The sequence below is a fragment of the Methylocystis sp. NC52PC genome, assembly GCF_055698645.1.
The window spans coordinates 445,653-470,177 of the sequence record NZ_CP170127.1; the positions used below are offsets into that span (position 1 = coordinate 445,653).

Consider the following 24,525-nt stretch of genomic DNA (forward strand, 5'->3'; position numbering starts at 1 on the left):
CAAGCGCTTTTTTGGCCGTGTAGACAGTTCGGGCGCGGACAGCGGCTTATTCGATGAATTTCATCACGTCGGCGAGGGTGATGGCGACGACGCCGTCGGCGGCGACGCGCCCGAGGCTGTATTTCTCGCTGGCGACGCACTCGAGCTCCGGGCGGTCCGAGTCGAACTGCCCGCGCAGTTCGTCTTCTTCTTCGGGAACGCCGAAGTCGCCCTCGAGCGCCTCGTCGGAGACGAAGACGCGGACTGTCTGCTGCGTACCGGCGACCCGCATGGAGAAGGAAAAGCCGTTCTCCTCGCGGATGACCTCTGAATCGATATGCTCAAGCAGCATCGGCTCTCGTCTCTTGCTTCCCTTCCGAAAAGAAATCCGTGAGACGTCGCCTTTGTTCCGTTCTAGAGTTGGCCCCGGAAAGCCTCAGGCCGCGTCCATGGCGCAGCGGTCGGTGAACCCCTCGGCCTCCGGCTCGAGTCCGATCCAGCGGCGCACTTGGGCAGGGTCGAAGCCCGACTCGCAGTGGTCGCCGATGCGCATCAGCGGACGGCGGATTAGGCCGGGATCGAGGATCATCATGACGATCGCCTCCTGCGGATTGACGCGATCCGGATTGACTTCCCCCGACTTCACGCGTGGAGACGCCGCATTGAACCACTCCCGCACCGGCTTTTCGCCGAAGAAGGGACGGAGGCTCGATGCGCTCCAGGGTTCGCGCAAAAGGTCGCGGGCGTCGACCCGATGGCCGGAGGCGATCAGCAGAGCTTTCTGTTTGGCGTTGCTGGCGCAGCCGGGCTTTTCATAAAAAATGACGTTCGCCATGGGCGGCCTCACATGTGCGGGCGATATGGCCCGATATGGCCATTGCCTATCGCCCAACGCATTTTACAGCGCGACTGCTGCAGCGCAGCGCCCGAATGGCGTGCAAGCCGCTAGGCGCCGCGCTGTTATTTCTCGCAATCTGCACGGCAAAGCGCCGCCCGTTTCATCAACGCCCCAGCGCCCAGATGATCGAGACGCGCTCGCTGATGCGCTGCGCGCCGGGCCGCAGCGGAACGGAGGCCGCCGGCGGAGCGGCTGCGACGCGCGCCTTGAAGGCGATCGGCTGCTCGTCCGACAGCGGACGAATCTCGATCACCCGCGCGAGACGCAGCCCCGCGGCCTCCGCATAGATGCGCGCGCGGCGCTCGGCGTCCTTCACGGCCTTGGCGCGCAAGTCGTCCCGCTTCGCTTCGACATTCGAGTGATCGTAGTCGACCCCCTCGACGCTGTTGGCCCCCTTGTCGATGACCCGGCCGATGACGTCGCCCGCCTTGTCCACCGGCTTGACGAAGACCGTGAGCATATTGCTCGCGCGGTAGCCCTGAGCCGGCCGCAGCTTGCCCTTGGCGTCGCGTTCGTCCGGATTGAGCGGCGCGAGGGAGACGGTTTCCGTCTGCACATCCGCGTCGGCGACGCCGAGCGACTTGAGGTCGGCGAGGATCGCCGTCACGGCCGCGGCGTTGTCGGCGGCGGCGGCGGCGGCTGTCGGACGGTCGGTCACGACGCCAAAGCGCAGGATCGCCCGGTCCGGCGCGACGTCTTCGGCCGCCTCGCCGACGACCGCCACATTGGGGACCGAATCTTTGAGGGACTCAGCTTGAGCGTAACCGACGAGAATGAGCGAAACCACGAAAACAAGACGAATCATGAGCTATCCTTGAGCTGCGCCATAAAGGCCGCAAAACAGCCGGCTTGCGGTTTTAGGCTCGGTCCTTAAGAAAAACTTGGCAAAGTTCTTCGATTGCTACCGCTCCGTTGCGTGGCCGCGCGATTTCCGCCGACGCATGGTTCCATGTGGCGGAAAAGAGCGCTAGTCCAGTTCAACCTTACTAGAACCCGAGCGCGGCCGTCCCGCGCCCCCGCGAACAGGCCTCATGCCCCTTCTTTACCATTACCCGCTCTGCCCGCACTCCCGCTTTGTCCGGCTGATTCTCGCCGAATATGGCGTCGCCGCCGAGTTGATCGAGGAACGCCCCTTCGACCGGCGGCCTGAATTCCTCGCTCTCGATCCGGCGGGACGCACGCCGGTCTTCGTCGACGACGACGGCGCCATCGTTACGAGCGGGGTCATCGCCGACTATCTCGACGAGGCCTATGGCGACGGGCGCGGCCCGCATCGGCTGCTGCCGACCGAAAAGCTCGCCCGCATCGAGACGAGACGTCTCGTCGACTGGTTCAACGTCAAATTCTTCGAGGAAGTCTCGGGCTGGCTGGTCACGGAGAAAGTCTACAAGCGCTTCTCGCCGCAGGGCGGCGCGCCGGACATGGATCTCGTGCGCGTGGCGCGCGCCAATATCCGCCATCACATGCGCTATATCGGCTATCTCACGAGCCATCGGAACTGGCTCGCCGGCGATCGCCTGTCCTACGCCGATTTCGCCGCGGCCGCGCATCTCTCCTGCGTCGATTACGTCGGCGATGCGCCGTGGGATGAGGACGAGGCGGCGAAACACTGGTATCAGCGCATCAAGTCGCGCCCCGCCTTTCGGCCGCTGCTCGCCGATCGCGCGCCGGGCATGACGCCCGGCCCCGTCTACGCGTTGCTGGACTTCTAAGCCCGCCATTCGGGAAGGCCGGCAAACGGCGGTTCGCGCTATATTCGCCGCAATGGACCTCGAAAGCGCGATCCGCGCCCACGCCCTGTCGCTTGGCTTCGACGCCTGCCGCTTTACGGCCGCCGAGGCGGCGCCCGAACTCGCTTTGCGGCTGCGCGCTTGGCTCGACATGGGCGCCCATGGCGACATGGCCTGGATGGCGGAGACCGCGGACCGACGGGCCGCGCCGAAGGCGTTGTGGCCCGAGGCGCGAAGCGTCGTCATGCTGGGCGTCAATTACGGCCCGGATTCCGACCCCCTCGCCGCCCTCGCAACCCCGGGGGCGGGCGCGATCTCCGTCTATGCGCGCCACCGCGACTACCACGACGTGATCAAGGGCCGGCTCAAGCAGCTTGCCGCCTTCATGCTGAAACGCGGGGGCGGCGGCGATGTGAAAGTCTTCGTCGACACGGCGCCCGTGATGGAAAAGCCGCTCGCCCAGAGCGCGGGTCTCGGCTGGCAAGGCAAACACACCAACCTCGTGTCGCGGGACTTCGGCTCCTGGCTGTTTCTGGGCGCCATTTTCACGACGCTCGACCTCGCGCCCGACGCGCCCGAGCCCGATCATTGCGGCTCCTGCCGCGCCTGCCTCGACGCCTGCCCGACGCAAGCCTTTCTCGGACCTTATCGGCTCGACGCAAGACGCTGCGTCTCGTACCTCACGATCGAGCACAAAGGCCCGATTCCGCGCCCCTTCAGGTCCGCCATCGGCGCCCGCGTCTATGGCTGTGACGACTGCCTCGCCGTTTGTCCCTGGAACAAATTCGCGCAGACCGCGCGGGAGGCGAAGCTTGCGGCGCGGCCTGAATTGGAAAGTCCGCCGCTCGGAGACCTCGCGCGGCTCGATGAGGCGGGATTTCGCGCCTTCTTCTCCGGCTCGCCGATCAAGCGCATCGGCCGTGGGCGCTTCCTGCGCAATGTGCTGATCGCCATGGGCAACAGCGGCGACCCGGCGCTCGCCGCGCCCGCGGAGCGGCTGCTCGACGACCCTGATCCGCTTATTCGCGGCGCAGCCGTCTGGGCCCTGGCGCGGCTCGCGCCCGAACGCCTCCTTGCATTGCAAGAACGCGCCGGCTCGGAGCCAGAGCCCACGGTCCGCGACGAATGGGCAAAAGAGACACAGCTTCCCCAAAAAGCGGCGTCGCCGTGAGAATTTTGCGCTGCAGCACACTTGCCCGCGGTGGAATCGGTCTAATCTGAAGAGAAGGACAAATTGCAGAGCCCCACGGGCGCGATTGGCATGATTACCTTTTCGAGACGACCCGCCGAAGACCCCGCCGAGGAGGCTGCCCGCCTCCTGCTTCGGCTCGGCGTTTTCATGCTCTTCGTCATCGCATTGCCCGCGCCGATTTTGGCGCGCCAGACCGTATATATCCTCTTGCCCATCGGCGCGGCGCTGCTGCTGGTTTCCGCGATGCTGTCCCATACCAACGGCGGCTCGGGCGGCTCGCTGCGCGCCTTGTTCCAGTCGCCGCCTGTCTGGGCGGCGCTCCTGCTTGGCATATGGGCGGGCGTGTCGCTGATCTGGACGCCGTTCGAAGGATCGGCCGAACGCTTCGCCAAAGCGGCGGGGACGATGCTGCTGGTCGCGGCGGCGGCGGGACTCATGCCGTTGCGCACCAAGACGTCCAATCTCAATCTGCTTCCGATCGGCGTGGGCGCGGCGGCGCTGGCGCTTGTCGCGGTGACCTTGCTGCTCGCGCCCAAATATACGGTCGAGGACATTCTCGACGTCGGCCCGCTCGGTCGCGCAGGCCTCGGCCTCGCACTGCTCGTCTGGCCGGGGATGGGCGCGCTCGCCGTGCGCGGCCATTGGTTTTGGGCGGGCGCCCTGGGCTTTGCGACCATCGTCGCCTGCGGTCTCGCGGGGGCTCCCAACGCCCTGCCCGCGTTGTTCGGCGGCGCGCTGGTCTTCGCCGCGGCTTTCGGCCGGGCGCGAACCATGTCGGTTGTCCTCGCCGGTCTCATGACGGCGATCGTCTTGTTCGCGCCGCTGGCTGCGCTCGGCGCCCATGCGGTCTGGACGGACCCTGCCCAGGGTTTTTTCCGCTATCTTGCCTTCTGGGGTCAGATGATCGCCAGCGACGGATGGCGCACCCTGCTCGGCCATGGCTTCGGCGCCGCAACCTGGGGCATGCTCGGCGGCTATCTGCCCGCCATGACGCCGCGCAGCCTCGTCTTTCAGATCTGGTTCGATCTCGGCGCGGTCGGCGCGCTCGCGCTGGCCCTCGTGCTGGCCCGCGCGAGCCTCCTCGTCGGGGAGGCCCGCCCGGCGCTTGCGCCTTTTCTGCTCGGCGGGATCGGGGCCGGTTTCGTCATCTGCCTGCTCGGCCCGGCGGCCCAGCAGCTCTGGTGGCTGACCCTCGCCGGGCTCGACGCCATCGCCTTCGCTCTGGTAATGCGCGGCCAGTTCCGCAAGCGCCGCCCGGTCGTGCCGATCGGCTTTGGCGCGGCCCCGGCCGACGACGCCGCCTGACGAGAGAGAAAATTTGGCCGACTATCCTTCGCTGACTTCCGCGGTCGAGCCGCTCGCGCTCGGCCAGCCGGTCGTCGCCGGCGCCTGGCTCGGCGACGCGCCGGCCTTCGCGCTGGCCGACGGCGTCATCCGTCTCGGGGAAGCGGAGGAAGTCCGCCTCGTGACCGCCCATCCCGACGCCGCCATACTGGTCGCCGCGAGCGACGGGCGCCGCCTGATCACGGGCGGCGATGACGGACGCGTGGTCGCGACCGGGCCCTCGGGAGCGACGGAAACCCTCGCCGATGAACAGGGCAAATGGATCGACGCGGTCGCTCTCCAGGAGGGCGCCGTCGCCTGGTCCGTGGGGCGCAACGCCCGTGCCCGTTCCGCCAAGGGTGAAGTCAAGTCGCTCGATCTGCCGTCGACCTGCCGGGGCCTCGCCTTCTTCCCCAAGGGCTATCGCCTCGCCGCCGCTCATTACAATGGCGCGACGCTGTGGTTCCCGAACGCCGGCAAGCCCGAGGTCTTGACCTGGAGCGGCTCGCATCTCGACGCCACGGTCTCGCCGGATGGGCGCTTTCTGATCACCTCCATGCAGGAGAATACGTTGCATGGCTGGCGGCTCGCCGACAGCAAGCACATGCGCATGGCGGGCTATCCGGGCAAGACGCGCAGCCTGTCCTGGTCCTATGACGGAAAATGGCTCGCGACCTCAGGCGCCGACGCCTGCATCATCTGGCCGTTCACGGGCAAGGACGGGCCGATGGGCCAGACGCCGCGCGAATGCGGCGTTCGCGCCAATGTCCCGGTCACCCGCGTCGCCTTCCACCCCGGCGCGCTGGTCGTCGCCATCGGATTCGACGACGGGCTGGTGATGCTCGCGCGAATCACCGACGGCTCGGAGATCCTCATTCGCAAGCCGGCCGAAGGAGCGAAAAACGCCCGCATCAGCGCGCTGGCCTGGGACGCCAAAGGCGCGCGGCTGCTCTATGGCGCGGAGGATGGCGCGGCGGGGCTGCTGACCCTGCCGAAGGGGTAGCTCTACGGCCGCCACAGGACCTCGCCGGCGGAATGTTCCGGCAAGACCAGCACGGCGGCCTTCAGCCGCAGCGCTCGCGCGCTCGCCGTGCGCGGCTCCTCGAAATAGCGACGCAGCGACGCCGCCGGCGCCTCCTCGGCGATAACCGTGACGTCGCGCCACAGAACATCCACGCGCCGTCCTGCGTATCGCGCCGGATCGAGCGGGCTGCGCCCGAATTTCGACGGGCCGAAATCCGCCGTGAAGGGCTTGCGGTTCCATAATTTGCCGCCGACGGGGCGCGCGAAGAACGCCCACAGATCGAAATCATGGACGCCGCGGCTCGAGACGGGGTCGACATAGTGATCAGCGGCGCCCTGACACAGGCAGACCCCCAGGAGACGGCCTTCGTAAAGAGCCCGCTTGGCGGGGCGCTTCGCAAAGGCGGCGTCGATCCGCGCGAGCGCGACGGAGGCCAGCCTGTGCAGGTCGCCGAGTTCGATCGTCTCAAAGGAGCGCGCGCCGCGCGGCGCCAAACTCACGACTCTTCCTCCTTGCCTCCTTGCCCGGCTCACCCCCGGGCCGCTCACCCGACTTCTCCCCGCAAGCCGGGAGAGGAGGAACCCGCCAATCCTGTCTCCTGCGCCCGCGCGCGAGAAGAGCGGGGAACGCCGCCGCCGGCTCCGGGGTTGAACACGCACTTCGACACAAATCGAGCCGTGCCATGACCAACAAAGCCGAAAGCGACCCGCACCACTGCATTCGGGACATGTCCCTGCATCTCCAGGAGACGATCAACCGGCTGCGCGAGGATATCGAGAAAGTCGAGGAGCCGCAGCTCAAGGCGATGTTCGAGACCTCGGCGGAAGTCTTGTGCGGCCTCAAAAAGGCCTATAGCGACTACGAGCAGAAGAAGGAGCCTGCCTGGCCCGGCGGGAAAGAACTGCACAGCTGAGCCAGTGACGGAGGAGCGGAGCCGGTTTGAGCGAAATTCCGAAGCTCCTCGCCATTGCCGGCTCCGATCCTTCCGGCGGCGCGGGGGCGCAGGCGGATCTGAAGACCTTTTCCGCCTTCCGCTGCTACGGCATGGCGGCGATCACCGCCCTGACGGCGCAGAACACGCGCGGCGTCGTCGCCGCCTATCCGCTGGCGCCCGATATTGTCGCGGCGCAGATATCCGCCGTGATGTCGGACATTCGCCCTGACGCCATCAAGATTGGCATGGTCGCGACGCCCGAGATCGCCGCCGCCGTCGCCGCGGCGCTGGGAGACGCGCCGCGAAACCTCGTGCTCGACCCCGTGCTGGTCCCGACCCAGGGCGTGAGCCTCGCGGCCGCCGGGCTCGAGCGCGCGCTGCTCGTGACCCTGCTGCCGCTGGCCCGGCTCGTCACGCCCAATGTCTTCGAGGCCGCAGCGCTCACCGAGACGCCGCAGGCCCGCAACGTCGCGGACATGACGGCGCAGGGCCGCCTGCTGATCGAGGCCGGCGCCCGGGCGGTGCTGGTCAAGGGCGGCGACCTCGCGGGGGATCCGGTCGACGTCCTCGTCGCGGAGGGCGAAACCAGGCTGTTCCACGGCCGCCGAATCGAGACCCGCCACACCCATGGCACGGGCTGCGCCCTCTCCTCCGCCATCGCCGCCGGCCTCGCCAAGGGCGCGCCGCTGATCGACGCCATCGCCGCCGCCAAAGTCTGGCTCGAGGGCGCGCTGGAGGCGGCGGAGGCGCTCGACCTCGGCGCGGGTCGCGGGCCGCCGCATCATTTCTACGCCCTGTGGGGAGGCGCTTAGCAGGCGCGCGCTCGGGGAGATTACGTATTCAGCTCAAGCCGGCAACATCTTAGGGTGAAGCCCGTTCATGCGCCATAAGGGGGGCTGCAAATGACGGCGGCGACTTCATCCTCAACGCTTTCGACAACGAATAAGGACAAGCTGTTTTATACGGCCATGGCGGCGGCGATGGCCGTGACGGTCTTTGTCGGCTTCGCGCCGACCTTCTTCCTCAAGACGTTCTCCGGCGCGCCGCCGCTGCCGCCGCTCCTGCATCTGCATGGCGCGGCCTTCGCGTCCTGGTACGTGATTTTCCTCGTGCAGGCGTCGCTCATCGCCAATGACAGGCCAGCGCTGCATAAAAGGCTCGGCCTCGCGGGCTTCGGTCTCGCCGCCGTGATGGTCGTCCTGGGCGTCATGGCGGCCGTTCACGCCATCCGCACCAACCACACGCCGCCGGGGCTCGATCCGCGCTCCTTCCTGGTGCTGCCCTTTTTCGGCATCACCGTTTTCGCGATTCTCGCCGGCGCCGGCTTTCTGCTGCGCAAGCGCCGCGAGACGCACAAACGGCTGATGCTGCTCGCGAGCATCGCCATGCTCGACGCGGCGATCGCGCGCATTCCCGGCGTCTTCGCGCTCGGCGGGCCGCTCGCCTCCTTCGGCCTTCAGGATCTCTTCGTCATCGCCTGCATCGTCTACGATTTCGCGTCGCGGCGGCGCGTCCACCCCGCCTATCTCTTTGGCGGGCTTTTCATTCTGGCCATGCAGCCGCTCCGCCTCATCGTCTCGACGACGCCCTGGTGGCTCGCCTTCGGCGACTGGCTGAAGGGCTGATCAGCCGCTCAGCGCCGCCTTCACCGCGGCGCTGGCCTTGGCGAAATCCATGCGGCCCGTGTATTTCGCCTTGAGCGCGGCCACGACCTTGCCCATGTCCTTGATGGAGGCGGCGCCCGTCTCGGCGATCGCCGCCTTCACCGCTTCGGCCGCCTCGGCTTCCGAGAGCTGCTGCGGCAGATAGGCGGAAATCACGGCGATTTCGCCCTTTTCCTTCTCGGCGAGATCGGTCCGACCGGCCTTTTCGTAGATGTCGAGCGATTCCTGCCGGCTCTTGATCATTTTCTGCAGAAGCGCCAGCACGTCGTCCTCGGAGAGGGTCTTGCCCGAGCCGCGCGCCTCGATGTCCTTGTCCTTCAGGGCCGCGTTGATGAGCCGCAAAGCGTCGACCTTGGCGCGGTCGCCCGCCTTCATCGCGTCCTTCAAGTCCTGTGTGATCTTCTCGCGCATAGGGTTTCCATTTGGGGGGCGGATGGATTACATCCACCTGGCTGTGAAATTTCTTAAAAGCGTCATGGCCGGGCTCGTCCCGGCCATCCACGCCGACGGGCCGGCGCATCGCGGTGACGACATCACCGGACATGGATGCCCGCGTCGAGCGCGGGCATGACGCGCGGCCGGGCGGCTGTCAATAGCGGCCGCCCGCCGAACGCAACGGACGGAACGATGACCCTCGATCAAGACAATGGCTGGACGAAGCCGGTGCATACCGGCGTGCTGGTGCTCGCGAGCGGCGAAGTGATCGAGGGCTATGGCCTCGGCGCCGTGGGCGAGGCCGTGGGCGAGGTCTGCTTCAACACGGCGATGACCGGTTACCAGGAGATCCTGACCGACCCCTCCTACGCCGCGCAGATCGTCACCTTCACCTTCCCGCACATCGGCAATGTCGGCGCGAATGACGAGGACATCGAGACGGTCGACCTCGCAAAAAGCGCCGGGGCGGTCGGCGCGATCTTCGGCCAGCCGGTGACCGAGCCCTCCAATTTCCGCGCCGATACGCCGCTCGCCGACTGGCTCGCCCAGCGCGGGATCGTCGCGCTCTACGGCATCGACACGCGCGCGCTGACCGCGCTCATCCGCGAGCGCGGCATGCCCAACGCCGTCATCGCCCACGCGCCGGACGGCAGGTTCGACCTCGCCGCGCTCAAGGCCAAGGCCGCCGCCTGGCCGGGCATCGACGGGATGGACCTCGTCCCCTCGGTCGGCGCCAAGGAGCGCTATGACTGGAGCGAGACGCCCTGGCGTCTGGGCGCCGGCTATGGCGCGCGCGACGGCCAGCCGAAGTTCCGCGTCGTCGCCATCGACTATGGCGTGAAGCGCAACATTCTGCGCCTGCTCGCCGATCAGGGCTGCGAGGTGATCGTTGCGCCCGCCACGGCCACGAGCCGGGAGATTCTGGCGCTCAATCCCGACGGCGTCTTTCTTTCCAACGGGCCCGGCGATCCGGCCGAGACCGGCAAATACGCGGCGCCCGTGATCCGCGACCTCTTGGCGGCGAAGGTGCCGACCTTCGGCATTTGCCTCGGCCATCAGATGATGGCGCTGGCCGTCGGCGCGAAGACGAAAAAAATGCCGCAGGGCCATCATGGCGCGAACCATCCGGTGAAGGATTTCACCACCGGCAAGGTCGAGATCGTCTCGATGAACCACGGCTTCGCCGTAGACCGCGACAGCCTGCCGCCCAACGCCGTCGAGACCCACCGCTCGCTCTTCGACGGCTCCAATTGCGGCATTGCGCTCACCGACCGCCCGGCCTTCTCCGTCCAGCACCACCCCGAGGCCTCGCCCGGCCCGCAGGACAGCCATTATCTGTTCAAGCGGTTCGTCGAGATGATGGAGAAGGCGAAGGCGGCGTAAGGCCGCTTCCCACCCCTCCCCCGTCGACGCGGGAGAGGGACAGAGAGGGGGCGTCTCAGCGCGCCGCGCGGCCGGCCGGTTTCTCGCAAAATGGCGCGCGCTCCTCGACGTTTTCGTTCGCCGGCATATACGCCTTGAGATCGGCCGCCTCAGCGAGCGGGAGCCAGCCAAGCTCGTCGCTGGCGTGGATATAGGCGTCGACCAGAATTGGGCCCTCCGGGATATCGGCGGTTCGACAGGCGAGGCTGCCGACGACCGTCGCCTCGCCGCGACCGTGGCGGCCGCCCTGATCGGCTTTCCCGATTTCCGCTTGAAAGGCCCTGATAGCGACGAGATCCGCGGCCGCCGCCTCGTAGACGACGAGCGACTCAGCGGCCGGCGTGAGCCGCTCGAGCGCGACGCGATCTTCCGGATGCGCTCCGCGGCGAAGATGGATGTCGAGCGTCCGCCCCGGGCCGCCGTCAGCGAACTCGTATTTCGCGGCAAGAACCGTTCTCTCCGGCGTCGCCGTGGCCCAGGCCGGCGGCCGCACGGCGACGCGCAATTGGGCGATGTCGGCGGTCGCCGGGTTGAAATGGCGCAGCTTCCATTGCGTTGCAATCGGGATGCAGCCCGCAAGGGTGAAAAGGCCGACGCCAGATATCAATCGGGACAGCCACAAGCTCGATCGCATCGGCAGACTCCATTCTGAAAACGAATATTTTAATGCTTTACATTAAATTATTCATGTGTCAACTTGGACTGAACGGGCATTCCTTCCTTCCTGAGGCTCAAAATGATCGAGGCGCTTCCCCTCTCCTCTCAGCCGACCCCCCGCGAATTGGAAACCGCGCTGCGTCGGCGCATCGGCTGGATTTGCCAGGCCACGCGCTTTTCCGCCGTGATCTTTGCACTATGGTTGCTCTACGGCCTCGCCGCCTATTGGAGCGACGTGGCGGCCATCGACGCCCATCATGGGCATATGCTGAACAAAGATTTGTCCCAGATCGAGCCTTGGCAGCAGGCCTCGGCCTTTGCCGTGCAATTCGTCATATGGCTGCTGGCCGCCTATGCCTGCTATAGCGCGTGGCGTCTGTTCACGCTTTATCTCGACGGGCGCATTTTCGTGCTGGATTCGGCGCTCTGGCTACGACGCACCGCACTCTTCGGCATCGTCGCGCAATCTTTGGACATTGCAACGCGCCCGTTGCTCTCCGTCCTGCTCACTCTGCATTTTCCCGCCGGTCAAAAGCTGCGGATCTTGAGCGTCTATCTCATTCCAAACGATCTCGCCTTGCTCCTGTTGCTCTTTGGCCTTCTCGCGACTGCGCATATACAAAAGACAGCTGCCGAAATCGCCGACGAAAACGCGCAGATCGTCTGATGCCCATCATCGTCAACCTCGACGTCATGCTCGCCAAACGCAAGATGCGCTCGCGCGACCTCGCGCAGCAGATCGGCATCGCCGAGCAAAACGTCAGCCTGCTGAAATCAGGCAAGGTGAAGGGCGTGCGCTTTGATACGCTGGAAAAAATCTGCGAGGTTTTGAACTGTCAGCCCGGCGACCTTCTGGAATTTCGCCCGGATGACAACGCCTCGGACTGAAGCGCGGCATAGGAGGCGAGGGATGACGCTCTCGGGAGTCTTCAAAATCCTCGCCTCCGCCGCCCTCGCCCTCGTCGCGGCCGTCCTCCTCTCGCTCGCCATAAAGCCGCAACTGCGCGCCGCCTTGCTGGCCGAGTTCAACGACCCCGCCGATCTCCCCGCGCTCCCCGGCGACGCAAGGGTGCACTATGAGCCGCAGGCGCGCGCCTGCGCCGAGGCCGTGGCGGCCGTCCTTCTCCGCGCGGTCGCCAAGATCGAAGCCGAGCACGGGCGCCCCTTCGCAAGACCGCCTGTCGTCGGCGTCTACGACGATTTCGAGACTTACGCCCGCGCCAATGGGCTGAACGACCGCAAGGTCGCCGGGGTGTCCCGCGCGGGGCGGGCCGTGCTGTCGCCAACGCTCTGCAAGAGCGAAGGCGACCGCCTCGCCAGCGTGCTGACGCATGAGCTCTCGCATGTGCATTTCTTCGGCTGGCGGCCGCGCAAGGCGCCGCGGCCGCCGCACTGGTTCACCGAAGGGCTCGCGGTGCTGGCTTCCGACGGCGGCGCGGCGGAGAGCGTCAGCGACGCCGAGGCGCGCGAGGCGATCCGTCATGGCTACGCGATAATTCTCGATCAGTCCCCCTGGACCAATTTCCTGTCGATCCCTTTCGCCGCCGCGCCCCCCTGCGACGCGGGCTGCGATTTGCGCACGTTCCGGCAGCGTCTCGCCTATCGGCAGGCGGCGCTCTTCATCGGCTGGCTGCGCGAGAGCGACCGCCGCGCCTTCTTCGCGCTGATGCGGGGTCTGGAAAGCGGCGAGGCTTTCGACGCGGCGTTCCGCGTGGCCTTCGGAGCGGCGCCGTCGGAGCGCTGGACGGATTTTTCGGCGGGCCTTCAGGCTTCGCGATAAAACACCAGCATCAGCCCGGCGAAGATGAAGGCCACCGGCCAGACGAGCCCGGCGATCTTCTTCGCCTCGCCATCGAGCCGCAACTCCAGCCAACGCGACCAGCCCGCCGCGACGCCGACGAGGGCGAGCGGCGTGTGGGTGATCTCGATCAGGGTCTCTTCCTTGAGATTGCTGAGCGCGTGCGAATGGGTGAGCAGAAAGGCCGCCGCCGTCGCCGTGCTGATCGGAAAGACATAAGCCGCCCACCACGCCTTGATGCGCCCGAGCCGCACCTGCCACTCGAAGAGGCCGAAGGCGACGATGAGCAGGGTCAGCAGCCGGTGCTGCGCAATCTCCGGATCGCGCAGGCTCTCGATGAGGCCGAGCCGGCCCAACGGCCAGACCGCTTCGTCGGCGCGCAGAAACAGGAAGCCCGCGAGGCCGAGAAAGACCAGCGGCCAGTGCCGCATGACGGGCGCGAGGCGCCGGCTCATGCGCTCCAGGAGCGCCATCACGCCCATGGCGACGACGAAAAGCCCCGCCCAGTGGTGATTATACTCCGACCAGGCGATGTCGGCCGGCGAGCGCGGCGGCTGGGCGCCCGGCGGCAGGTTTTTCAGCGCCTCGGGCGGCAGAGCGGCGGAGAGCGCCTCGAAATCCGGACTATCCAGCCGTATCGGCAGTCGCGGCTCCAGCCGGTCGACGATCTCCGCGAAACTCGCCCGATCGTTGGGGAGGTCGCGCGCCGGCGGCAGCGAGGCGAGCGACGCGGCGCAGAAAATGACCGTGAGGCCGACGCCGATCTCCGTCTCGGCGAAACGGCGCGTGCGCAGAAGCGGGCCCGCCGGCTCGTTCTTCAACTTGCGCACGGCGAGGAAATTGAGGCCGCCGAGGAACAGCAGGCCGAGCAGCAGCGTGATCTTGGCGGTGAGCATCACGCCATAGGAGGTGCCGTAGAGCGCCCGCGGCGTCCCGACGTAGTAGACCGCCATCAACAGGCCGCCGGCGAGCAGCGCCGCGACAGCCCCAACCGACATGAGCGAGAAGCGCCGCGCGACGCTGGCGCGGGCGGTCGGGTCCGTTACGTCGGTGAGCGCCATCAGAAAATAGGGGATGCCGCCGATCCAGACGGCCGCCCCGCCCATATGGAGCAGTTCGGCCGCGGCGAGCGCGACGGCGCCCTCGAACTGGCTGACGGCGTGGGTGGCGCCGGCCTGCACGCCGAGCAGTAGCGCCGCCAGCACCGGCGCGGCCGAACGGATGGCCCCGCCCCCGCGCCGGGCGCGCCAGGCGGCGAGCGCGATGACCGCGCCGAGAACCGCCGCCATGAGATCGACCGCCACGGCGCGCGCTTCGGCCGCCTGATCGATGGGGATTTCCAGCGTGCCGGCCAGCATGAGGGTGAGCGCCGCCGCCGCGAGCGCTTCAGCGGCGAGCAGCGCACAGGCGGAGAGGAAAACCAGCCGCAGAGCGCGGCGCTCGAGCACGGGGCCCGACGCGCCGAGCGCGCCGGCGAGCGGCCAGACCAGCATCAGCAGAAAAGCGAGCCCGCCGACCGCAACTGACTGTGCGGCCAGGGTAAAGCCGCGCAGAACCACGCTGAGAAAGCCGTAAATTTCGATAAACAGCTGCATGTCAGCGGCTGACCCGGAACGGTATGTCGCCTTGCGTGATGTGCCCATCCGGGCTGAGCGTCTGCCAGTGCAGCCGGTAGCCGCCAGGCGCGAGCCCGGTCGCCGTCGCTTGCAACGTGTCTTCGGAGGCGGAATTGGCGAGCGGCAGAGAGACGACGTCGCCGTCCAACTTGACGAGCTTGATATGCGAGCGGCCCGCGTCGATCCGGCTATTGAAGCGGATTTCGATCGCGATGCTCTCGCCCTTCACCGTCGCGTCGGGGCGCGGCGTCGAGTTCAGGACAATGGCGTGCGCCTCGGCGGCGCCGTCCGTGAGGGCGAGGCACGCGAAAAGGCAGAAAAGTCGGAATATGCGCATGATGTCGACCCGCGGCCGTCCTTTCGGCCGAGCCGTTGCTGCTTAGCCGATTCCGCGAGATGCGAGCAATGCCCCGCAGGGCCGCATCCGCCCGCTCCCCTCCCTGGCCCGAATCGCGCGCAGGCTCCCCAGTTACTTCACAAAGACGTAGATATCGACGTCGACCTCAGCGTCTTCGCCTTTGAAATCATTCAGATATTCCTCGATGATCAGATCCTTGGTGTCGAGCCCCTTCTCGTCGAGATAGGCGGCGATCGCCTCATAAGTGGCGTCAATCTCGTCATAGGCGCCGCGATGCTGAAATTTCATCGCCTTGCCGGAGGGCGAAGAGCCGATCTCCACCCCATCGGCGAGCTTCGGCTTGCCTTCCGGCGCCGCGCTCAACGGGGCCATGGCCTCGAAGGTGAAACCTGTATCGTCGGTCTTGGTGAAGACGGCGATCGTCCGGCCGTTCGCGGTCAATCCCGCCTTGGCGACGGCGGCGTTGAGCTTCTTGATGGCGTCGGAAAGCGTCTTGGCCGCGCCTTCCCATTTGCCCTGCCCCTTCAGCACCGCTGCGGGGCGGGGGTCGACCATGACGGTCTCGCTCGCGACGGCGGGCGCGGCGTCGGGGGTCGCGGGCTTCGCCGCCTCGTCCTGCGGCGCGGCGGCGTCTGGCTTTGCGGCCTCGGGTGCGGCGGCGGCGGGTTTTTCCGGCCCCTCCTCGGGCCCGGCGGCGAACCGACGCTCGGCCACGATCGCCGCCGTCGCGACGAGCAAGGTGAAAATCGCCAGCGACCGCCAATGCGTCCGCAAGCTGTCGATCAGACCGGGTTCCTCGTCCATGTCTCGATGCGTCCTTCCACGCCGCGAATCGCCTGCCTTCCTCGCGCGAAAATGCGACAGAGGTGTGGGCGTGGCAAAGCGGCGTTTGTCAAAGTAGCCCTTGGGCGGCGCAGTCTCTATATACGAGACGCCTTTGGAAGGACCGATGCCGCATCCGCTCGACAATCGACCGATCCTGCGCATGAACGGCGCGGGCAATGAAATTCTGGTGCTCGACCTGCGCGGGCTCGACCATGTGCTCGCGCCGCAGGAGGCGCGCGCCATCGCGGCCGCGCCGGGCCTGCGCTTCGACCAGCTGATGGCGGTGCACGACCCGCGCGCCGAGGGCGACGACGCCTTCATGCGCATCTACAACGTCGACGGCTCGCGTTCGGGCGCCTGCGGCAATGGAACCCGCTGCGTCGCCTATGCGCTCGCAAAGGAAGGCAAGGAGCGGCTCCTGCTCGCAACCGACGCCGGCCGGATCGAGACGCGGCGCGAGGCGGAGACGCTGTTCACCGTCGACATGGGCGAGCCGCGGCTGGATTGGCGCGAGATCCCGCTCGCGCGGCAGGCCGACACCCGCGCCGTGGCGCTGGACCCGCCGGTCGAAGGCGCGCCGCCGCATTTTTCGGCCGTCAGCATGGGCAATCCGCATGCGGTGTTCTTCGTGCCGGACGCGCGCGCCGTCGCGCTCGAGACGCTCGGAGGAAGGCTCGAACGCCACCCGCTCTTCCCCGAGCGCGCCAATATTTCCTTCGCGCAGATCCTCGCGCGCGACGACATTCTGCTGCGCGTCTGGGAGCGCGGCACGGGCGCCACCCAGGCCTGCGGATCGGCGGCCTGCGCCACGCTCGTCGCCGCCGTGCGCGCCGGGTTGAGCGAGCGGCGCGCGCGTCTGGGGCTGCCCGGCGGCGACCTCACGATCGACTGGCGCGCCGACAATCACGTGCTGATGACCGGGCCGGTGGAATTCGAATTCGAGGCGCGGCTCACGGCCGCGCTATTCGAGGATGCGGCGAGGTGAACGCGCCGGCGCGCCCAGTCGAGACCCTCACCTTCGGCTGCCGACTGAATATGGTCGACTCCGAAGCGCTCGCGCGTGAACACGCCGGCGCGGCCGACGCCGTCATCGTCAATACTTGCGCCGTCACCGCTGAAGCGACGCGACAGGCGCGCCAGGCTATACGTCGACTGCATCGGGAAAGGCCGCAGGCGCAGATCGTCGTGGCCGGCTGCGCGGCGCGCATCGATCCCCAAAGCTTCGAAGCGATGTCGGGAGTCTCGCGCGTCATCGCCGAACAGCCGGCGACGCGTGCGGCGACGGCGGAGGAGGGCACGCGCGGCTTCCTCGCCGTGCAGAACGGCTGCGATCACAGCTGCACCTTCTGCATCATTCCGGCGGGGCGCGGCGCTTCCCGGTCGGCGGCGCCGCAGGAAATTGTCGCCCAAGCCCGCGCGCTCGTCGAGAAAGGCAAGCAGGAGATCGTGCTGACCGGCGTCGATCTGACGAGCTACGACGCCGATGGGCTGAAGCTCGGCGGGCTCGTGCGGTTGCTGCTCGGCGCGGTCAAAGATCTCGCCCGGCTGCGCCTCTCGTCGATCGACTGTATCGAAGCGGATGAGGAGCTGTTCGTCGCGTTCAGCGAGGAAGAGCGTCTTTGCCCGCATCTGCATCTCTCGCTGCAATCTGGCGACGACCTCATTCTCAAGCGCATGAAGCGGCGCCATTTGCGCGGCGACGCCCTCCGCTTCTGCAAGGGGCTGCGCGCGGCGCGGCCCGATATCGTCTTCGGCGCCGATTTCATTGCCGGCTTTCCCACAGAGACGGAAGAGATGTTTGCGCGGACGCTCGCGCTCGTCGACGACTGCGGCCTGACGCATCTGCATGTCTTTCCCTTTTCGCCGCGCCCCGGCACGCCGGCGGCGCGCATGCCGCAGGTTGCGCACGACGTCGCCAAGGCGCGTGCGGCGCTGCTGCGGCAAAGTGGCGAACAGGCCCTCGCGCGCCATCTCGACGCCCAGCAGAGCAAGACCCTGCGCCTCCTCGTCGAACGCGGCGGCATGGCGCGCGCGGCCGATTTCACGTTGGCGCATACGCCGGAGGTTCCCGCCGGCAGCATGATCGAGGCGCGCGTGACTGGACACGACGGACGCGCGCTCGAGGTCAGCTTCGATCGCGGCGCCTCATCGTAGGCGTCGATCGGCGCCTTCGCGTCAGGCGCAAAAACCAAGAAAAATTTTCTGCGCCGCAAGTCATTGGCGCGCGGCGATCCTGGCCCGTCGAGGGCAGGCGGCTGTCAGTCTCTGAGCTTTCGACGCGCCGGAACAAGAAAAATGACCTCGCGTTGCACGGGTGGCCCTGGGGCTTTGTCCGACAACAACCCTTGGAGACGTAGCGATGACAAACACACGCAAGATGATTACGACCGCACTCGCCGCCACGATGCTCGTCAGCACGCTGGCGGTCGCAACGCCCGCCTCGGCATGGGGGCGCTATGGCTGGGGCGGCGGATGGGGCCGGCATTGGGGCTACGGCGGATTCCGTCCGGGCTGGGGTTACGGGCGCTGGGGCTATGGCGGATGGGGCTACGGCGGCGGCCTGGGATTGGGCCTCGGCGCCGGCCTGCTCGGCGGACTGGCGCTCGGCGCAGCCACGTCTCCCTACGGTTATGGCTATTGGGGCTCTGGCTACCCAGCCATGGGCTGCGGCACGTACGGCGCGGCCTACCCGGCCTACCCGGCCTATTACGGTTATAGCGGCGGTTCCTGCCGCTGCCCCTGCTGATTAATTCTGCAGACCGGCCCCCTGCCCTCCGCCGGAGCCACGAGACATGCAACCGCGCACTGCGCGGTTGCATTGCGTTAAAAAGACCTGCAACCGGCGCACTGCGCGGTTGCATTGCGTTAAAAAGACCTGCAACCGGCGCACTGCGCGGTCGCAGTGCGTTCAAAAGATCTGCAACCGCGAGCACTGCGCGGTCGCATTACGTTAGAGCAAAACCTTCTTCGCGAACGTCTCTCCGCAACGACGAAACCGGCGCGTACAAAAGCAGGGCCGCCTCTCGGCGGCCCTGCCCTTGGGTCCGTCTATCAGAAGCCGGCCGTCTGGTCGGTTCCGCGACCCGACTGCGTGCTCGTCGAGCCCATGCCGGCGCCGCCTTCCTCCCAATAGGGACGCGAGCCGAAATGCTGATGCAGACGCGACTCCCAGTCACGGTCCGTCCAGCTCTGATCGGTATATTCGGGGGCGTTCTTGAGCTGATCCTCGGTGACGTTGGTCACGTAACCGCCGAGGTTCGTGTCATATTTGAACGCCTTCCACGGCAGCGGATGCTCGCCTTCGCCGATCCCGAGGAAACCGCCGAAGGTCATGATCGCATAGCGAATGACCCCCGACACCTTGTCGATCATCAGATGATCGATTTGGCCAATCTTGTTGCCGGAGGGGTCATAAACGGCCGTGCCTTCGACGTTTTCGCTGGAGATCAGATTGCCGCTTTGCGTCGCCATTCCCATCGTCGCCTCCTCAAAACCGACTGCCGGACCTTTCACGAGGTCCGCTGAGCCAAGTGAACAAATCTTCGCCGCAAATGTTCCGTCGCCGCAGACGCCGAAGGGCTCACAGAGGCGCATCCTTTCGCCCCGGGGCGAAACAGGCTAATGCAGTCGGCGCGCGCCGCAGCCGGGAAAGGACTCCATGGACTCGCAACTCACGATCAGCTGGGAAGTCCTCGAGATCATCTGGATCAATATTCTGCTGTCGGGCGACAATGCGATTCTCATCGCCCTCGCCTGCCGCAGCCTGCCCGTCCGGCAACGGCGCTGGGGCGTTTTCTTGGGCGCGCTCGGCGGCGTGATCCTGCGCGTCATCTTCACGCTGCTCGTCGTGCAGATGATGAGCATTCCTTATCTGAAGGTCTTCGGCTCGCTCCTTCTGCTCCTTGTTGCGGTGAAGCTTCTCATCGACGAGACCGAGCATTCGGACGTGGCGGCCAAGCCCGATCTCATGGGCGCGGTCATCTCGATCATCATGGCGGACGCCGTGATGTCGCTCGACAATGTTCTCGCGATCGCCGCGGCCGCGCGGGGCTCGACCTATCTCATCGTCTTCGGCCTCGCGCTCTCTGTCCCGATCGTGATGTTTGGCGCGGGCTTCCTGCTCAAGATCCTCGAGCGGGTTCCAGCGCTGGTCTGGGCGGGGGCCGGCCTCCTGGGCTGGGTCGCGGGGGACATGGCCGCGACCGACCCCGCCGTCGCTGAAACGCTGCATGGCTTCGACCACGCGGCTCTCGAGCGCAGTTTGTCCATCGGCGGCGCGGCGATCGTCCTGGTCGTCGCCTTTTTGATTCAACTCTACCGCCAATGGCGCGAGGATCAGCGCGACCGCGAGAAACATGGCGGATAGCAGACGTTGCTTCGCCCCCTGCAAGGTTGCGCCGCGCCCCGCCGACGGGGGTCAGGTTGCTCGAGCTCTGCCCCTCTGCTAGTTTCGGCGACTTAATCCAATAAGCGGGCAGAAAAATTGTCACTCTCCAGTCTTCGTAAATGGATCGGTCAGGGCCAGGATTCCGGCGTCCCGACCTTTACCGCGCACAATATTCGTCTCGATGACGGAACCTATACGAAGCCTGACGGAACGCCGATGGATCAGGTTCCCTGGTTCGTCGCCGCGCGGCGCATTCTCACGACTGTCTTCCCGCAAGATCGGGAAAACATTCGCCTCGCCGATCTCGGCTGCCTCGAGGGCGGATATTCGGTCGAATTGGCCAGACTGGGCTTCTCGGTCACGGGCCTCGAGGTGCGGGAATCGAACTTCGCCGCGTGCAAATTCGTCAAGGCGAGAACCGATCTGCCCAATCTTACCTTCGTCAAGGACAATGCCTGGAACCTGCGCAAATACGGCAAGTTCGACGGCGTGTTCTGCTGCGGTCTGCTGTATCACCTCGAACAGCCGCGGAAATTCATCGAGATGATTTCCTCGCTAACGAGCCGGATCGCAATCTTTCAGACGCATTTCGCCGCGACCTACGACATCCAGCATCCGATCCATAATCTCTCGCCGCTGACGACAAACGAAGGCGTGCCGGGGCGCTGGTTCGCCGAATTTCTCGATAAGGATTCTTTCCGCAAAAGAGAAGAGCATCGCTGGTCGTCCTGGGACAACACGCGGTCGTTCTGGATACAGCGCGAATATCTTCTCCAGACCATCCGCGACGCCGGCTTCGATCTGGTGCTCGAGCAATTCGACGGTCTCGGCGAGGACATCGCCAAAAGCATGACGGAAGGCTACTACCATACCGACATGCGCGGCACCTTCATCGGCATCAAGACCCAGGCTTGATTGCAAGGCCCTCAGACCGTCATTGCCGAGCGATGAATGCCGACAATGACGGCCGCGCCGCGGGGCCCGTCGTAAAGCTTTCCTATGAGAGGGGAGGGGCGCCCGCCGGCTAACCGCCGCGCAGTCCCTGCTTGGCGATCTGCTGCTGCGGATCGAGCTGCAAGGCGCGCTGATAAATGTCGACCGCCTTGGCGCGATTGCCGCTCTTATCATAGGCGAGGCCGAGCCAGGCCCAGGCGAGCGAATTCTTGTTGTCGACGTTGAGCGCCGCGTTGAAGTCCTCGATCGCCTTGTCATATTTGCCAAGCGCCACGAAGCTCTCGCCGCGCGCCTGATACGGGGCCGCCGCGAAAGGATCGCGGTCGATGGCGTTGTCGAAATCCGTGACCGCGTGGGCGTTGTCGCCGCGCTTTTGATAGATCAGCCCGCGCGCGTGGAAAGCCTGGGCGTTCTCGGGATTGAGGCGGATCGCCGTGTCGAGGTCGGACAGCGCCTGATCGAGATTGCCCTGCGCGCGCAACAGATTGGCGCGCCCGACATAGGCCGGCGCATGGTTGGGATTGGCTTGAACGGCGCGGTCGAAATCGGCGCGCGCCGCCTCGTTCTGTCCCGCCTGACGGCTTGCGAGCGCGCGATTGGTGTAGGCGGCGGCGTTGTTGGGATCGATCTTCGTCGCCTGGGTGAAATCGGCGATGGCTTCCTGAAAGGAGCCGACGCGAGCATAGGCGACGCCGCGCGTATTATAGGCTTCCGCGCTCGTGGGGTTGCGCCGGATCACTTCGGAAAGCGATTCGATATTCGCGGAGGCTGCTTTGGGGTCGGTGTCGGCGATCTCCGCGATGCCGCGGCCCGGCGGCCGAATGCCGCTCGCCGTCTCGCAGCCGCCGAGCGCAAGCACAGACAGCGCCGCGCCGCCGAGCAAAACCCGTCGGCAAGCCGTTAGGCGAAAGCCCATGCCTTTAGACCCTCTCGTCCGTCAACGCTTCCAAACGAGTCCGTTCTTTGCCGCCCAGGGCGTTAAAAAAGCGTTCACCAAACGGCAAAAATACGATTTAGCGGCCGGTGGCCTTGGCCTTCACCGGCAGCAGACCCTCGCGCTGCAGCTTCTTGCGGGCGAGCTTGCGGGCGCGGCGGACGGCCTCGGCCTTCTCGCGGGCGCGCTTCTCGGACGGCTTCTCGTAATGGCCGCGCAGTTTCATCTCGCGGAAGATGCCTTCGCGCTGCATCTTCTTCTTCAGCGCCTTCAGAGCCTGATCGACATTGTTGTCGCGAACGAGAACTTGCACGAAACCATCCTGCTTTCTGTGGGGCGGCCTGGCAGGCTGTCTGGAGCCAGGCTGTCCAAATAGGGAACAGGTCTCCGGGCGCTTGCGGAGCGCCTGACCCGTGCTGGGGAGATACCAGAGTCGCGGCGCCCTGTCCATGGCGGAAGCGTCGTTCCCCCGCCCGAAGCGTCAAAAATGGTGGCCAAGGCCAGGAGCGCCGGGGCCCTTGTTCTGGCGTCGCGTTATATTATAACGTTTGACATGATCGACGCGACCACCCGAGGCCATCGCCACGCCCATGACCACGCCGGCGGCGAAGCGCTGACGCGTCCGGCGCATGCGCATCTGCGCCAATCCGGCCGACGCCAGGACCGCCTGTCGCCGCTCGAGGCCTCGGCGGGCGCGCGTCTGGCCGGGGTCTCCTTCGTCATCGCCCTCCTCTGGGCGGGAGTTTATTGGGCGCTCCATTGACCGTTGCCGCCCTTCCGGGGTCCGTCCGCCTCGTCAATCTCACGCTGGGCTACGACCGGCGCCCCGCCGTTCATCATCTCGACGGCGAGATTGCGCCAGGCGCGGCGCTCGCGGTCTGCGGTCCCAACGGCGCGGGCAAATCCACGCTCTTGAAGGCGCTGGCGGGGCTCTTGCCGCCGCTCGGCGGCCGCATCGACCGCGCAGGATTATCCGCGCGGGAGGTCGCCTATCTGCCGCAGCTCATCGAGGTCGACCGCTCTTTTCCCATCAATGTGCGCGATTTCATCGCCATGGGCGCGATGCGGCGGATCGGCCTCTTCGGGCGCCTCGACGCGACGGAGCGGGTCCGCGCCGACGCGGCCCTCGACCGCGTCGGCATGGCCGGCATGGAGGATCGGCCGATCGATACGCTCTCCGGCGGCCAGATGCAGCGCGCTTTGTTCGCGCGCCTCATTGTGCAGGATCAGCGGCTGATTTTGCTCGATGAGCCTTTCGGCGCCATCGACGAGTCGACGACCGAGGATCTGCTCGCGCTCGTCGCGCAGTGGCGCACGGAGGGGCGGACGGTGGTCGCGGTGCTGCACGAGCTCGACCTCGCGCGCCGCGCCTTTCCGCAAACCTTGCTGCTCGCCCGCGAACCCATCGCCTGGGGCGAGACGCAGGGGACGCTCTGCGCCGACAATCTGGCGCGGGCGCGCGCCATGTCCGAAGCCTATGACAGGCAGGCGCGCGAATGTCTGCGCGACGAGGACGCGGCGCATGTTCACTGAGATCTTCGTGTCGCCCTTCCTCGATTATGAATTCATGCGCCGCGCGCTCGTCGGGGCGCTGGCGCTTGCCGTCTCGGGCGCGCCGCTCGGCGTCTTTCTGATCCTGCGGCGCATGTCGCTTGCCGGCGACGCGCTGTCGCACGCGGTCTTGCCGGGCGCCGCCGTCGGCTATCTCGTAGCTGGCCTGTCGCTGCCGGCGATGACATTCGGCGGCCTCGTCGCCGGCCTGGTCGTGGCGCTCGCGACCGGCGCCGCCTCACGCTTCACCACGCTGCGCGAGGACGCCTCGCTGGCGGCCTTCTACCTCGTCTCGCTCGCGCTCGGCGTCACGCTGGTGTCGCTCAAGGGCTCCAGCGTTGACCTCCTGCATGTGCTGTTCGGCTCCGTGTTCGGCCTCGACGACGCGTCGCTCTATATGCTCGCGGGCGTCTCCACGCTGACGCTTGTCGCGCTCGCGCTCTTCTACCGCGCGCTGGTCATGGACACGCTCGATCCGCTTTTCCTGCGCCAGACGACGCCATTCGGCGAATTCGTCCCCTTCCTTTTCCTCGCGCTCGTCGTGCTCAATCTCGTCGCCGGGTTTCAGGCGCTCGGCACGCTGATGGCCGTCGGCCTGATCATGCTGCCCGCCGCCGCCGCGCGGCTCTGGACGCATGAGCTGTCGGTCGCCCTGCCGCTGGCCGCCGTCCTCGCGATGGCCTGCGTTTACGCCGGGCTGGTCTTTTCCAACGAGACCGGCGCGCCGACCGGCCCGGCCATCATCCTGGCCGCTGGCCTCATTTATCTCGGCTCGCTGATTTTCGGACGCGCCGGCGGCGCGCTTCGCCTGAAGCGCCCTCGCCGGCATCTTGAAGGATAACGT

The 24,525-nt window shown here is 66.6% G+C and carries 30 protein-coding genes and 1 pseudogene; 19 read left to right on the plus strand and 12 right to left on the minus strand.

Annotated features, from left to right (window positions below; translation table 11 throughout):
- Positions 1 to 46: 46 nt before the first annotated feature.
- From ACETII_RS04010 to ACETII_RS04020, 3 genes are all read right to left on the minus strand, one after another.
- Entirely contained in the window at positions 47 to 331 is a 285-nt protein-coding gene (locus ACETII_RS04010; RefSeq protein WP_363349623.1) for a DUF1488 family protein, read from the minus strand.
- Positions 332 to 415: 84 nt separating this feature from the next.
- A complete protein-coding gene (locus ACETII_RS04015; RefSeq protein WP_472787221.1) occupies positions 416 to 814 on the minus strand; it encodes an ArsC/Spx/MgsR family protein in 399 nt (132 codons plus the stop codon).
- 166 nt (positions 815 to 980) lie between these two features.
- Complete coding sequence (locus ACETII_RS04020; protein WP_363349625.1) at positions 981 to 1,682, minus strand: SIMPL domain-containing protein; 702 nt, start codon at positions 1,680 to 1,682, stop codon at positions 981 to 983.
- Between the two features lie 226 nt (positions 1,683 to 1,908).
- On the opposite strand from ACETII_RS04020, the gene ACETII_RS04025 reads away from it, so the two are divergent.
- The 4 genes from ACETII_RS04025 to ACETII_RS04040 all read left to right on the plus strand — a co-directional run bounded on the left by ACETII_RS04025 (position 1,909) and on the right by ACETII_RS04040 (position 6,125).
- Entirely contained in the window at positions 1,909 to 2,589 is a 681-nt protein-coding gene (locus ACETII_RS04025; RefSeq protein WP_363349626.1) for a glutathione S-transferase family protein, read from the plus strand.
- Between the two features lie 52 nt (positions 2,590 to 2,641).
- Complete coding sequence (queG, locus tag ACETII_RS04030; RefSeq protein ID WP_472787222.1) at positions 2,642 to 3,778, plus strand: tRNA epoxyqueuosine(34) reductase QueG; 1,137 nt, start codon at positions 2,642 to 2,644, stop codon at positions 3,776 to 3,778.
- Positions 3,779 to 3,868: 90 nt separating this feature from the next.
- Positions 3,869 to 5,104, plus strand: a complete 1,236-nt coding sequence (locus tag ACETII_RS04035) for a hypothetical protein (RefSeq protein WP_472787223.1) — start codon at positions 3,869 to 3,871, stop codon at positions 5,102 to 5,104.
- Between the two features lie 13 nt (positions 5,105 to 5,117).
- Positions 5,118 to 6,125 (plus strand): WD40 repeat domain-containing protein, encoded by a 1,008-nt coding sequence (locus ACETII_RS04040; protein ID WP_472787224.1) that lies wholly within the window; start codon positions 5,118 to 5,120, stop codon positions 6,123 to 6,125.
- 2 nt (positions 6,126 to 6,127) lie between these two features.
- On the opposite strand, the gene ACETII_RS04045 is transcribed toward ACETII_RS04040, so the two are convergent.
- Complete coding sequence (locus ACETII_RS04045) at positions 6,128 to 6,646, minus strand: hypothetical protein (RefSeq protein WP_363349630.1); 519 nt, start codon at positions 6,644 to 6,646, stop codon at positions 6,128 to 6,130.
- 182 nt (positions 6,647 to 6,828) lie between these two features.
- On the opposite strand from ACETII_RS04045, the gene ACETII_RS04050 reads away from it, so the two are divergent.
- The 3 genes from ACETII_RS04050 to ACETII_RS04060 all read left to right on the plus strand — a co-directional run bounded on the left by ACETII_RS04050 (position 6,829) and on the right by ACETII_RS04060 (position 8,705).
- Positions 6,829 to 7,059 (plus strand): hypothetical protein, encoded by a 231-nt coding sequence (locus ACETII_RS04050; RefSeq protein WP_363349631.1) that lies wholly within the window; start codon positions 6,829 to 6,831, stop codon positions 7,057 to 7,059.
- A gap of 26 nt (positions 7,060 to 7,085) precedes the next feature.
- Entirely contained in the window at positions 7,086 to 7,892 is an 807-nt protein-coding gene (gene thiD / locus ACETII_RS04055) for a bifunctional hydroxymethylpyrimidine kinase/phosphomethylpyrimidine kinase (protein WP_472787225.1), read from the plus strand.
- Positions 7,893 to 7,982: 90 nt separating this feature from the next.
- Positions 7,983 to 8,705 (plus strand): hypothetical protein, encoded by a 723-nt coding sequence (locus ACETII_RS04060; protein WP_472787226.1) that lies wholly within the window; start codon positions 7,983 to 7,985, stop codon positions 8,703 to 8,705.
- Here the strand turns inward: ACETII_RS04060 and ACETII_RS04065 are convergent, their stop codons facing one another.
- Positions 8,706 to 9,155 (minus strand): GatB/YqeY domain-containing protein, encoded by a 450-nt coding sequence (locus ACETII_RS04065; protein WP_363349634.1) that lies wholly within the window; start codon positions 9,153 to 9,155, stop codon positions 8,706 to 8,708.
- A gap of 216 nt (positions 9,156 to 9,371) precedes the next feature.
- On the opposite strand from ACETII_RS04065, the gene carA reads away from it, so the two are divergent.
- A complete protein-coding gene (gene carA, locus ACETII_RS04070) occupies positions 9,372 to 10,562 on the plus strand; it encodes a glutamine-hydrolyzing carbamoyl-phosphate synthase small subunit (protein WP_472787227.1) in 1,191 nt (396 codons plus the stop codon).
- Between the two features lie 55 nt (positions 10,563 to 10,617).
- On the opposite strand, the gene ACETII_RS04075 is transcribed toward carA, so the two are convergent.
- A complete protein-coding gene (locus ACETII_RS04075) occupies positions 10,618 to 11,235 on the minus strand; it encodes a hypothetical protein (protein WP_472787228.1) in 618 nt (205 codons plus the stop codon).
- Positions 11,236 to 11,337: 102 nt separating this feature from the next.
- Between ACETII_RS04075 and ACETII_RS04080 the strand changes: the two genes are divergently transcribed.
- The 3 genes from ACETII_RS04080 to ACETII_RS04090 are packed head-to-tail and all read left to right on the plus strand — an operon-like array spanning position 11,338 to position 13,038.
- On the plus strand, positions 11,338 to 11,925 hold the full coding sequence (locus tag ACETII_RS04080; RefSeq protein WP_472787229.1) for a DUF2975 domain-containing protein: 588 nt from the start codon (positions 11,338 to 11,340) through the stop codon (positions 11,923 to 11,925).
- Positions 11,925 to 12,146, plus strand: a complete 222-nt coding sequence (locus tag ACETII_RS04085) for a helix-turn-helix domain-containing protein (RefSeq protein WP_472787230.1) — start codon at positions 11,925 to 11,927, stop codon at positions 12,144 to 12,146. Before ACETII_RS04080 ends, ACETII_RS04085 begins: the two co-directional genes overlap by 1 nt.
- Before the next feature lie 22 nt (positions 12,147 to 12,168).
- Entirely contained in the window at positions 12,169 to 13,038 is an 870-nt protein-coding gene (locus tag ACETII_RS04090; protein WP_472787231.1) for a hypothetical protein, read from the plus strand.
- Here ACETII_RS04090 and ACETII_RS04095 read toward each other — a convergent pair.
- From ACETII_RS04095 to ACETII_RS04105, 3 genes are all read right to left on the minus strand, one after another.
- Positions 13,023 to 14,651 (minus strand): copper resistance D family protein, encoded by a 1,629-nt coding sequence (locus ACETII_RS04095; protein ID WP_472787232.1) that lies wholly within the window; start codon positions 14,649 to 14,651, stop codon positions 13,023 to 13,025. The genes ACETII_RS04090 and ACETII_RS04095 overlap by 16 nt on opposite strands.
- A gap of 1 nt (position 14,652) precedes the next feature.
- Positions 14,653 to 15,009 (minus strand): copper resistance CopC family protein, encoded by a 357-nt coding sequence (locus ACETII_RS04100; protein ID WP_363349641.1) that lies wholly within the window; start codon positions 15,007 to 15,009, stop codon positions 14,653 to 14,655.
- Between the two features lie 132 nt (positions 15,010 to 15,141).
- On the minus strand, positions 15,142 to 15,834 hold the full coding sequence (locus tag ACETII_RS04105; protein ID WP_472787233.1) for a GyrI-like domain-containing protein: 693 nt from the start codon (positions 15,832 to 15,834) through the stop codon (positions 15,142 to 15,144).
- Between the two features lie 145 nt (positions 15,835 to 15,979).
- On the opposite strand from ACETII_RS04105, the gene dapF reads away from it, so the two are divergent.
- The 3 genes from dapF to ACETII_RS04120 all read left to right on the plus strand — a co-directional run bounded on the left by dapF (position 15,980) and on the right by ACETII_RS04120 (position 18,601).
- Complete coding sequence (gene dapF / locus ACETII_RS04110; RefSeq protein ID WP_472787234.1) at positions 15,980 to 16,840, plus strand: diaminopimelate epimerase; 861 nt, start codon at positions 15,980 to 15,982, stop codon at positions 16,838 to 16,840.
- Positions 16,837 to 18,009, plus strand: coding sequence for a MiaB/RimO family radical SAM methylthiotransferase (locus ACETII_RS04115; RefSeq protein ID WP_472787235.1), 1,173 nt, complete (start codon positions 16,837 to 16,839; stop codon positions 18,007 to 18,009). Before dapF ends, ACETII_RS04115 begins: the two co-directional genes overlap by 4 nt.
- Positions 18,010 to 18,214: 205 nt before the next feature.
- Entirely contained in the window at positions 18,215 to 18,601 is a 387-nt protein-coding gene (locus ACETII_RS04120; RefSeq protein WP_363349645.1) for a hypothetical protein, read from the plus strand.
- A 305-nt stretch (positions 18,602 to 18,906) separates the two neighbouring features.
- Here ACETII_RS04120 and ACETII_RS04125 read toward each other — a convergent pair whose 3' ends face one another.
- Complete coding sequence (locus ACETII_RS04125) at positions 18,907 to 19,326, minus strand: PRC-barrel domain-containing protein (RefSeq protein WP_363349646.1); 420 nt, start codon at positions 19,324 to 19,326, stop codon at positions 18,907 to 18,909.
- 187 nt (positions 19,327 to 19,513) lie between these two features.
- Here ACETII_RS04125 and ACETII_RS04130 point away from each other — a divergent pair, with 187 nt between their 5' ends.
- Together ACETII_RS04130 and ACETII_RS04135 are read left to right on the plus strand one after the other, a co-directional pair.
- Positions 19,514 to 20,221 (plus strand): TerC family protein, encoded by a 708-nt coding sequence (locus tag ACETII_RS04130; RefSeq protein WP_472787236.1) that lies wholly within the window; start codon positions 19,514 to 19,516, stop codon positions 20,219 to 20,221.
- Positions 20,222 to 20,338: 117 nt separating this feature from the next.
- Positions 20,339 to 21,157 carry a class I SAM-dependent methyltransferase gene (locus tag ACETII_RS04135; protein ID WP_363349648.1) on the plus strand — a complete coding sequence of 273 codons (819 nt, stop codon included), beginning with the start codon at positions 20,339 to 20,341 and terminating at the stop codon, positions 21,155 to 21,157.
- A 109-nt stretch (positions 21,158 to 21,266) separates the two neighbouring features.
- Here ACETII_RS04135 and ACETII_RS04140 read toward each other — a convergent pair whose 3' ends face one another.
- Positions 21,267 to 22,112 (minus strand): tetratricopeptide repeat protein, encoded by an 846-nt coding sequence (locus ACETII_RS04140; RefSeq protein ID WP_363349649.1) that lies wholly within the window; start codon positions 22,110 to 22,112, stop codon positions 21,267 to 21,269.
- Between the two features lie 112 nt (positions 22,113 to 22,224).
- Positions 22,225 to 22,443, minus strand: a pseudogene (rpsU, locus tag ACETII_RS04145) (30S ribosomal protein S21); the annotation flags it as partial.
- 240 nt (positions 22,444 to 22,683) lie between these two features.
- Between rpsU and ACETII_RS04150 the strand changes: the two are divergent.
- The 3 genes from ACETII_RS04150 to ACETII_RS04160 are packed head-to-tail and all read left to right on the plus strand — an operon-like array spanning position 22,684 to position 24,522.
- Positions 22,684 to 22,893 carry a hypothetical protein gene (locus tag ACETII_RS04150; protein ID WP_472787237.1) on the plus strand — a complete coding sequence of 70 codons (210 nt, stop codon included), beginning with the start codon at positions 22,684 to 22,686 and terminating at the stop codon, positions 22,891 to 22,893.
- On the plus strand, positions 22,890 to 23,663 hold the full coding sequence (locus tag ACETII_RS04155) for a metal ABC transporter ATP-binding protein (RefSeq protein ID WP_472787238.1): 774 nt from the start codon (positions 22,890 to 22,892) through the stop codon (positions 23,661 to 23,663). The genes ACETII_RS04150 and ACETII_RS04155 overlap by 4 nt, the downstream gene beginning before the upstream one ends.
- On the plus strand, positions 23,653 to 24,522 hold the full coding sequence (locus tag ACETII_RS04160) for a metal ABC transporter permease (protein WP_363349652.1): 870 nt from the start codon (positions 23,653 to 23,655) through the stop codon (positions 24,520 to 24,522). Before ACETII_RS04155 ends, ACETII_RS04160 begins: the two co-directional genes overlap by 11 nt.
- Positions 24,523 to 24,525: the final 3 nt, after the last annotated feature.